7 protein-coding genes are annotated in these 9,492 nt (G+C 29.6%); 6 read left to right on the top strand and 1 reads right to left on the bottom strand.

Annotated features, from left to right (window positions below; genetic code table 11):
* Positions 1-175: 175 nt before the first annotated feature.
* From AC2GW8_RS15300 to secA, 4 genes are all read left to right on the top strand, one after another.
* A complete protein-coding gene (locus tag AC2GW8_RS15300; RefSeq protein ID WP_440880749.1) occupies positions 176-589 on the top strand; it encodes an acyl-CoA thioesterase in 414 nt (137 codons plus the stop codon).
* A 76-nt stretch (positions 590-665) separates the two neighbouring features.
* Complete coding sequence (locus AC2GW8_RS15295) at positions 666-1,238, top strand: cob(I)yrinic acid a,c-diamide adenosyltransferase (RefSeq protein WP_440880748.1); 573 nt, start codon at positions 666-668, stop codon at positions 1,236-1,238.
* Positions 1,239-1,335: 97 nt separating this feature from the next.
* Positions 1,336-1,557, top strand: coding sequence for a DUF2795 domain-containing protein (locus AC2GW8_RS15290; RefSeq protein WP_093668347.1), 222 nt, complete (start codon positions 1,336-1,338; stop codon positions 1,555-1,557).
* 122 nt (positions 1,558-1,679) lie between these two features.
* Positions 1,680-5,033, top strand: a complete 3,354-nt coding sequence (gene secA, locus AC2GW8_RS15285) for a preprotein translocase subunit SecA (protein WP_440880747.1) — start codon at positions 1,680-1,682, stop codon at positions 5,031-5,033.
* 211 nt (positions 5,034-5,244) lie between these two features.
* On the opposite strand, the gene ung is transcribed toward secA, so the two are convergent.
* Positions 5,245-5,910, bottom strand: a complete 666-nt coding sequence (gene ung / locus AC2GW8_RS15280; protein ID WP_440880746.1) for a uracil-DNA glycosylase — start codon at positions 5,908-5,910, stop codon at positions 5,245-5,247.
* Between the two features lie 213 nt (positions 5,911-6,123).
* Between ung and AC2GW8_RS15275 the strand changes: the two genes are divergently transcribed.
* On the top strand, positions 6,124-8,328 hold the full coding sequence (locus tag AC2GW8_RS15275) for an endonuclease MutS2 (protein ID WP_440880745.1): 2,205 nt from the start codon (positions 6,124-6,126) through the stop codon (positions 8,326-8,328).
* A gap of 377 nt (positions 8,329-8,705) precedes the next feature.
* A complete protein-coding gene (locus AC2GW8_RS15270; protein WP_440880744.1) occupies positions 8,706-9,071 on the top strand; it encodes a hypothetical protein in 366 nt (121 codons plus the stop codon).
* The last annotated feature ends 421 nt before the right edge of the window (positions 9,072-9,492 follow it).

The following is a 9,492-nucleotide window of genomic DNA, read 5'->3' as shown; positions in this document are numbered from 1 at the left end:
ATTGGTGAAAAAAGGATTAATTTCTTTATTAAAAATTATTCAGATTATAGGGGACTCTAAAATCACATCTTTGAGTGACAAAAGTGTGAATAAAATTCAGTAAAAAAAAACCAAATAGCTATTGATTATTATTTTTTTTTTACGTAATGTTATAAAAGAACAGATACAAATTATTTTGCAAAAAAATTCAACAAAAATAAGGATAAGATATGGTGAAACAGATCAAATGGGAGTCGTTCATCATGGTAATTACGCTCACTTTTTTGAAGTAGGTCGTACAGAGTGGTTAAGGAATCTAGGAACAAGTTATAAACAGTTAGAAAAAAGTGGAATAATGTTACCTGTTGTTTCATTACAAGCTAATTTTAAAAAATCTGCCTTTTACGATGAAATTATCACAATTAACACTTACATAAAAAAAATACCTTCAGTAAAAATAGAATTTGATTATGAAATTACAAATAAAGAAAATGAAATTTTATGTACAGGAAATACTATTTTGGTATTTGTAAATGCTACGACTATGAAACCAACTCGCTGCCCTGAATTCATTCTTGATAAATTAAAAGAAGTTAACCTAAAGTGTTAAAAAACAGAATAACTCTATGACGCTACACTTCGAAATCATTAAAAGTTAATTTTTCAAATAAATACTTAAAAAAATAATGAAAATATACACAAAAACGGGAGACAAAGGAACCACCGCTCTTTTCGGTGGGACTCGTGTTCCAAAACATCATCTTAGAATAGACTGCTACGGAACTATTGATGAATTAAACTCTTACATTGGGTTGATAAAGGATATACAAACAACACAAAATTTGAAAAAAGAGCTCGTAAGAATTCAAACTGATTTGTTTACACTTGGTGCCATGCTTGCGACACCCAATGAAATGAAAAAACTAAAAAATGGAAAAGAACGTTTAAATATTTCTAAAATAAATGAAACCTCAATAACCTTTTTAGAAAATAGAATTGATGAAATGAATAATTACCTGACGCCAATGACTCATTTTATACTCCCTGGAGGAAACAAAATCGTGTCATTTTGTCATATAGCAAGATGCGTCTGTAGACGATCAGAACGCTTAACGGTTGCATTAAATGACGAGGAAAACATTCATGACAGCATTTTAAAGTACTTAAACAGACTTTCTGACTATCTTTTTGTATTGGCACGAAAATTGTCAAAAGACCTAGGGGCTGAGGAAGTTAAATGGATTCCTGAAAAGCTCTAATTAAGTTCTTTTATTAATAGAACAGTTTTTTTAAAAAAAACTTGACTTTTTAGAAAAAAAAATTATTTTTGCGAAAATCAAAAAAACCGATAAAGAAATGTATTGGACACTTGAATTAGCATCTTATTTAGCGGATGCGCCTTGGCCAGCAACAAAAGACGAACTAATTGATTATGCAATTCGTACAGGTGCGCCTTTAGAAGTTGTAGAAAATCTTCAGGATATAGAAGACGAAGGAGAGGCTTACGATTCTATTGTAGAAATATGGCCTGATTATCCTTCCGAAGAAGATTATCTTTGGAATGAAGATGAATATTAAGCAAATAACATACAAAAGTCTCATTTCAGAGGCTTTTTTTTTGCTTATTTTTAACATACGGAATAAAATTTAATTACGTTAACAACACAGACTAGTTAAAACAGAAAATAACAGCATACAAAATGAGTATTTTAGATTCAATAATAAAAATATTTGTTGGGGACAAACAACAAAAAGACTTAAAAATTTTACAGCCTATCATAAATAAAGTTAAGTTTTTTGAAAGTGAATTAAGCACCATCTCTAACGATGAACTAAGGGCAAAAACACTTAATTTTAAGGCAAAAATTTCAGAGGCTACTAAACCAATAAATGATAAAATTATTATTTTAGAAAAAGAAGTTTTAGATGCAGATATTGATAGGCAAGAGGAAATATATATTGAAATAGATAAATTAAAAGACGAGGCTTATGAAGCCTCTGAAATTATTTTACAAGACATAATGGCCGAAGCTTTTGCTGTTGTAAAAGAAACCGCTAAACGTTTTACTGAAAATACAGAAATCACTGTTACTGCAACATCTTTTGATAGAGAGTTATCAGCAACAAGAGATCATATAATTTTGAAAAATGATCAAGCTTCCTGGAAAAACTCTTGGGATGCTGCTGGAAAATCAGTTGTTTGGGATATGGTACATTACGATGTACAACTTATAGGCGGTTCTGTACTGCATGGAGGAAAAATTGCTGAGATGATGACAGGAGAAGGAAAAACACTGGTTTCTACATTACCAATATACTTGAATGCATTAACAGGAAAAGGAGTACATGTAGTAACTGTGAATGATTATCTTGCAAAAAGAGATCGTGCATGGATGGCTCCTATTTTTGAATTTCATGGTTTAAGTACAGACTGTATTGATTACCATCAACCAAATTCAGAAAATAGAAGAAAAGCCTACAATGCCGATATTACTTATGGAACAAATAATGAATTTGGTTTCGATTATTTGCGTGACAACATGGCTAGTTCAAAAGAAGATCTGGTTCAACGTGCTCCAAACTACGCTATTATTGACGAAGTAGACTCTGTTTTAATTGATGATGCTCGAACGCCTTTAATTATTTCAGGTCCAGTTCCACAAGGAGATCGTCATGAATTTAATGAATTAAAACCCCTAGTTTCGGATTTAGTATCACTTCAAAGTAAATACCTTATAGGTGTATTAGCCGAAGCTAAAAAACTAATTAAAGAAGGAGACCTAAAAGAAGGTGGATTCCAATTATTACGTGTATATAGAGGATTACCCAAAAACAAGGCTTTAATTAAATTTTTATCACAAGAAGGGGTAAAGCAAATATTGCAAAAAACAGAAAACTTCTACATGCAAGACAATAATAAGTTAATGCCAGAAGTTGATGCTGAACTCTATTTTACCATTGAAGAAAAAAATAATCAAATTGATTTAACCGATAAAGGAATTGCTTATTTGTCTGAAATAACAAACGAGAAACAATTTTTTGTATTACCTGATATAAGTGTTAAAATAGGCGAAATTGATAAAAAAAATATTTCTCCAGAAGAAAAAGGGAACTTAAAGGAAGAGCTTTATCAAGATTTTAGTGTTAAAAGCGAACGAATCCATACAATGAATCAATTATTAAAGGCATATACTGTCTTTGAAAAGGATATTGAGTATGTTGTTATGGATAATAAAGTAATGATTGTTGATGAGCAAACAGGACGGATTATGGATGGTCGCCGTTACTCTGATGGATTACATCAAGCTATAGAAGCTAAAGAAAATGTCAAAATTGAAGATGCTACACAAACCTTTGCTACTGTAACACTTCAAAATTATTTCAGAATGTACCGTAAATTATCAGGTATGACTGGTACTGCCATTACTGAAGCTGGTGAATTTTGGGAAATCTATAAGTTAGATGTAGTTGAAATACCTACTAATAGACCTATTGCGAGAGACGATAAGCAAGACTTGGTATATAAAACAACTCGTGAAAAATATAATGCTGTTATTGAAGACATTGTGAAGCTAGTTGATGCAGGAAGACCTGTACTAGTTGGAACTACTTCTGTTGAAATCTCAGAATTACTGGGTAGGATGCTTAAAATTCGAAAAATACCTCACAACATTTTAAACGCTAAACTTCATAAGAAAGAAGCGGATGTTGTGGCTGAAGCAGGAAAACCAGGTCAAGTTACAATAGCGACTAATATGGCTGGTCGTGGTACAGATATTAAATTATCGAACGAAGTGAAAGCAGCTGGAGGTTTAGCTATTATTGGAACAGAACGTCATGACTCGCGACGTGTTGACCGCCAGTTAAGAGGACGTGCAGGGCGTCAAGGTGATGTGGGTTCTTCTCAATTCTATGTGGCTCTTGATGACAATCTAATGCGTCTTTTTGGTTCTGAAAGAATTGCTAAAATGATGGATAGAATGGGATTAAAAGAGGGAGAAGTTATCCAACACTCAATGATATCCAAATCAATAGAGAGAGCTCAAAAGAAAGTAGAAGAAAATAATTTTGGAATTCGTAAACGTCTTCTAGAATATGATGATGTAATGAACTCTCAACGTGAATTTATTTATAAACGACGTCGTCATGCTCTTGATGGAAAACGACTAGAAATCGATGTCGCAAATATGATTTATGACACTTGTGATTCTATTGTAACAACAAACAAGTCAGTAAAAAATTATCAAAATTTTGAATTTGAACTTATTAGATTCTCTTCAATGACTTCTCCTTTTTCTGAAGAAGAATTTAACTCAATGCAAGAAGACGAATTAATCGGAAAATTATATAATCTTGTTTCTGAGCACTACCGAAATGATTCAGAAAGAAATGCTTCTCTAGCATTCCCTGTAATCAAAAATGTATTTGAAAATGAAGGAGATCGTTACGAACGTATTGTGGTTCCCTTTACTGATGGAACTAAGACACTTCAAGTTGTTACAAATCTTAAAGAAGCTTACGAATCAGAAGGAAAATCTTTGGTAAATGATTTCGAAAAAAACATTACGCTAGCCATCATTGATGAGAATTGGAAAGATCATCTCAGAAAATTAGATGAGCTTAAACATTCTATTCAAAGCACAGCTCATATCGAACAAAAAGACCCATTGTTGATCTATAAATTTGAGGCTTTCAAAGTATTTGAACAAACTTTAGATAAAATAAACAAAGAAGTACTTTCATTCTTATTTAAAGGAAAGCTTCCTAATCAAGATGAATCTCAAATATCTGAAGCGAAAGAGCAAGTAAGAGAAAAATTAGATCTTCGTAAAGACGAAGTGCAAAATTCAACACAACAGGCAATAAACAGCGCAAGAAACCAACAAACTCAGGAACAACAGGTAATAGAAACTGTAATAAGAGAACAGCCTAAAATCGGGAGGAATGAGCGAGTAACAATAAAAAATGTTATGAGTGGTGAAGAAAAAACTATAAAATTTAAACAAGCAATTCCTCTATTAGAACAAGGAACTTGGGTGTTATATAATAAGTAAACCAAGGAATAGCTTTTTATTAATGACTCAGAAAATATTTTTTTCATAAAAAAGAAAAACGCGGTTTATAAATCGCGTTTTTCTTTTTTATGAAAGATTTTACTAAATATTCATTCGTTTTAAATGATTAGTAACGCTAAAACTATGTTTAAAAAGTAGATATAAAAAACATTAGATTTAGGAAAGTTAATATCATTATTAGCTTATATCATTACCAATTTATAATTGTTTTAGCTTTAGCTTGTAATATCTCATTGGTCATAGAAAAATGTTTATTTCCAAACCAATATCCTCTATTAGCACTCAGAGGTGAAGGATGACCTGATGTCAAAACAGTATGCTTTTTTTTATCTATTTTTACCCCCTTTTTTTTAGCATAACCACCCCATAATAAAAAAACTACATCTTCCTTATATTTTGAAATTTTTGAAATAACAGCATCGGTAAACAATTCCCACCCCCTGTTCTGATGACTTCCCGGGCTTCCTGCTCTAACAGTTAAAATTGAATTTAATAATAAAACACCCTGTTTTGACCATCGGGATAGATCACCAGATAATGGATACGGACCTCCCAAATCTTTGCCTACTTCTTTAAAAATATTGGCTAACGAAGGTGGATGAGTAATACCTTCATGAACAGAAAAACAAAGTCCGTTTGCTTGATTTTGTCCATGATAAGGATCTTGACCTAAGATAACTACTTTCAAACTTTCAAAAGAACACTGATTGAAAGCAGCAAAGACATCTTTTTCTTTTGGATAACAAACTTCAGTTTTGTATTCTTCCTTTACAAAGGAAATCAAATCTTTAAAATATTTTTTATCTAGTTCCTCACTCAATATTTTCTTCCAACTATCTTCAATTTTTATCTGCATAAAATATATTAAAAATTCAAAGATAAGTGATAAAATAATTTCAATATAAAATTATCATGTTAGAAAATAATTTAGTTTACTTTCTGTTATTAATCTTTTAAAACAAGTTTATTTTTAATTTTTTAAAGACATCAAAACAACTAAAAAAAGCTTCAAACTTTTTTATATCGACAAAAAAGAATTTATAGATTTGTTTTCTAAATAAAATATTTTTTGAATCAACAAGTTATAACGAAAACAATACAGGACCTAGAGTTTAATACTGTTTTAGAACAAGTGACGGAATTCTGTTCATCAGAATTGAGTAAGAATGTAGTTAGACAAATAAAACCTATCTCAAAACCGCGTTTATTATACTTTGAATTACACCTAGTAAACGAGTATGTAAGTTCTTTTGTTAATGAAAATAGAATACCAAATCATTACTTTGACAACATAACTGAATTTACTAAAAAATTAAGTATCGAAAATAATTTTTTAGAAATTGATAGCTATCTAAAAATAGCAACTACGTCAGCAACTGTAAATGAACTAAAGCATTTTTTTCATAAATTTAGAGAGTACTACCCTAAACTTAATGAATTGAGTAGCTCAATTGAACACACTACATTTATTATTGATAGTATAACTCAAAAGATAACCACTTATGGAGAAATCAAAGATAATGCTTCAACAGACCTAAAAAGAATAAGAAAAGAAATTAACAATGTAAGAGGAAAAATTTCAGAAAGTTTTTCTAGGGCATTAAGTAAAAATATTTCTAACGGCTACCTTGATGACATAAAAGAAACAATTATAGATAATCAAAGAGTGTTAGCAGTTCTCGCAATGCATCGAAGAAAAGTTTCAGGAAGCCTTCTAGGGTCTTCAAAATCAGGAAATATAGTATATATTGCTCCACAAGCTACATTGACTTATAGTAGGGAACTTCAGAATTTATTAGATGAGGAAAAACAAGAAATTATAAAAATACTACGAATAATTTCTGATTTAATAAGACCTTATGTTCCATTATTAGAAAGTTATTTGAAATATTTAGTACATATGGATACAGTTGGAGCCAAAGCAAAATATGCTTTTGAAATCAAAGCTATACTTCCTAAAATACAAAATAATAGAAAAATTTATCTTAAAAACGCTTATCATCCTATTTTATGGAGAAAAAATAAAAAAAACAATATTACAACCATTCCCCAAACCATTGAGTTAAGTGACAGACAACAGATTATTGTAATTTCTGGTCCAAATGCAGGAGGTAAAAGTATTACTTTAAAAACGATAGGTCTCTTGCAATTGATGCTCCAAAGTGGGTTATTAATACCTGTTCACGAGCGCAGTGAAACATCTATATTCAATACAATCTTAACTGATATTGGAGACAATCAATCAATTGAAAATCAATTAAGTACATATAGCTACCGCTTAAAAAACATGAGATATTTTTTAAGAAAATGTAATGATAATACTCTTTTTTTAATAGATGAATTTGGAACTGGTTCTGATCCTGAATTAGGTGGCGCCTTGGCCGAAATATTCTTGGAAGAATTTTATGATAAAAAAGCCTTTGGTATCATTACGACACATTACGCCAATTTAAAAGTTTTAGCTAATGAATTAAATAATGTAACTAATGCTAATATGCAGTTTAATGAAAAAACATTAGAACCTACATATAAACTTTTAATAGGACAAGCAGGTAGTTCCTTTACTTTTGAAGTCGCTCAAAAAAATGGGATACCCTTTAGTTTAATCAACCGAGCAAAAAAGCGTGTTGAAAATGAAAAAATTCGTTTAGATAAAACTATTTCTAAACTTCAAAAAGAAAGGAATAGACTGCAAAAAACATCTGATACACTTGAAAAACAAAAAACTAAGGAACAAGAACACATAGAAAATCTTCAGAATAGAGAACAAAAAATTCGTGAAAAACTTGAAGGCTTTCAAGAATTGTATGACAATAATCAACGTATGCTGTCACTAGGAAGATCTGTTAATGAATTACTAAACAAATACTTTCAAACTAATAACAAAAAAGAGCTTTCAACAAACTTTTTTAAATGGGTGACTACGGAAAAGACTAAATTCTTAAAGAAAAATCCTCTAAAAAAGAAGACAAAAAATGAAAAAAAGCAAGACTTAATAGCTCAAAAAAAGCAAAATGAAGCAATTAAAAAGGTAGAACAAGAAGTCCTCAAAAAAGTAGTCAAAGTCAGAGAGGAAAAGAGAGTTGAAGCAGAAAAAATTGCTAAAGCCAAGGCTGAGTATATATTTAAGGTAGGTGATAAAGTAAGATTAGTTGATGGCAATGCTGTAGGAACTATTGATAAAATAGAAAAAAGCAAAATCTTTGTAAATTATGGCTTTTTTACCACGGAGGCAAAGGTTGAACAACTAGAATTAGTACAAAGAACAAAATAATTATTTTTACTTGAAATAATAAACTAAATTTAGAGTAACATTAAAATAATTTAACTTTTCAAAATATTTGTTAGCATCAATATGCTCGTTAACATAAACAATTTATCAGAAATAATATTTTGAATTTGTTCAAAAATCGTAATTTTTAATTCGAAATTTATTAATGCTTGCAACAAAAATAGTTTTTTTAAAAAAGTAGAATTTAATGATTATATTAAAGTCTATTTTGTCAATTAATTCCCTTTTTTGAAAATCAAAAAAGAGATAAAGCATTATTAAAATATTGAACAACAGTAACTGTTTAAATCAAAAATACTTCTTGTTTTCTCAGCAGTTTACGCTATATTTACCATCCTGTATAATCTTAAATTAATCCCATGAAAAAGTTCTTAACTTTCTTACTTTTATTAGTGTCTCATTTTGCAATTTGCCAAGGAAATTATGAAGAAGTTATCTCCAATGCTATTAACAGCTATGATAGTTCTAAAATTGATAGTCTAGCTAAATCAATTGGTTACAAAGGCGGTGAACAAGTTGAAACTATAGTAAGATTTAGAGTTAACCATGAGGGAAAAACTGTCGATGTGACAGCAGAAGGTCCGCATGAAATTTTCATAAAAGAGAGTGTTAAAATAATTGAAAATTTACCGAAATTAGATTTTGGAATAACCATAGAAGAAGGTAAAACAATAGGTCTAAAACTACCCATTAATTTTAGCATTAAACTTGATGGAGAACAATAGAAATACAATTTAACATTATTTATTTTTCATATTAAACAATAAGCTAAGCTGGTTTTAACTAATTTTTTCATTCTTTCTAAAATTATTTTTATGGACGAAATAAAGAAATACTCCTGGCACCTTAACAACCAACCTGAACAACTATAAAACAGTCATTAACAGAAAAAGGGTAAATTCTTATTGCTTTTTAACAATTTGAATTTACCCAATAAACAAGGTATCCCCTTCACCTAATATTTATATTTTTTTGTAAACTTTGAAAACAGTCTTTTCTATTTTAATACAAATAAAATAATTAAATAATTAATTTTCTATTAATATTGTTATCTGCTATTATATTACACTTATTAGAATTATTTTAAAAAGGGCAAATAAAAAATTAAAAAAAACAAAATTTCATTTTAATTATATTTTTTTATAA

It is taken from the genome of Tenacibaculum profundi (assembly GCF_057162725.1).
The sequence above is the reverse complement of the archived record's forward strand: the minus strand, read 5'-3'. Positions and strand labels throughout refer to the sequence as shown.

Bases quoted from the DNA above. Each gene is read 5' to 3' on its own strand.
- AC2GW8_RS15270 (WP_440880744.1), top strand. From the start codon at position 8,706: ATGAAAAAGTTCTTAACTTTCTTACTTTTATTAGTGTCTCATTTTGCA.
- AC2GW8_RS15290 (WP_093668347.1), top strand. From the start codon at position 1,336: ATGTATTGGACACTTGAATTAGCATCTTATTTAGCGGATGCGCCTTGG.
- AC2GW8_RS15295 (WP_440880748.1), top strand. From the start codon at position 666: ATGAAAATATACACAAAAACGGGAGACAAAGGAACCACCGCTCTTTTC.
- ung (WP_440880746.1), bottom strand. From the start codon at position 5,910: ATGCAGATAAAAATTGAAGATAGTTGGAAGAAAATATTGAGTGAGGAA.
- secA (WP_440880747.1), top strand. From the start codon at position 1,680: ATGAGTATTTTAGATTCAATAATAAAAATATTTGTTGGGGACAAACAA.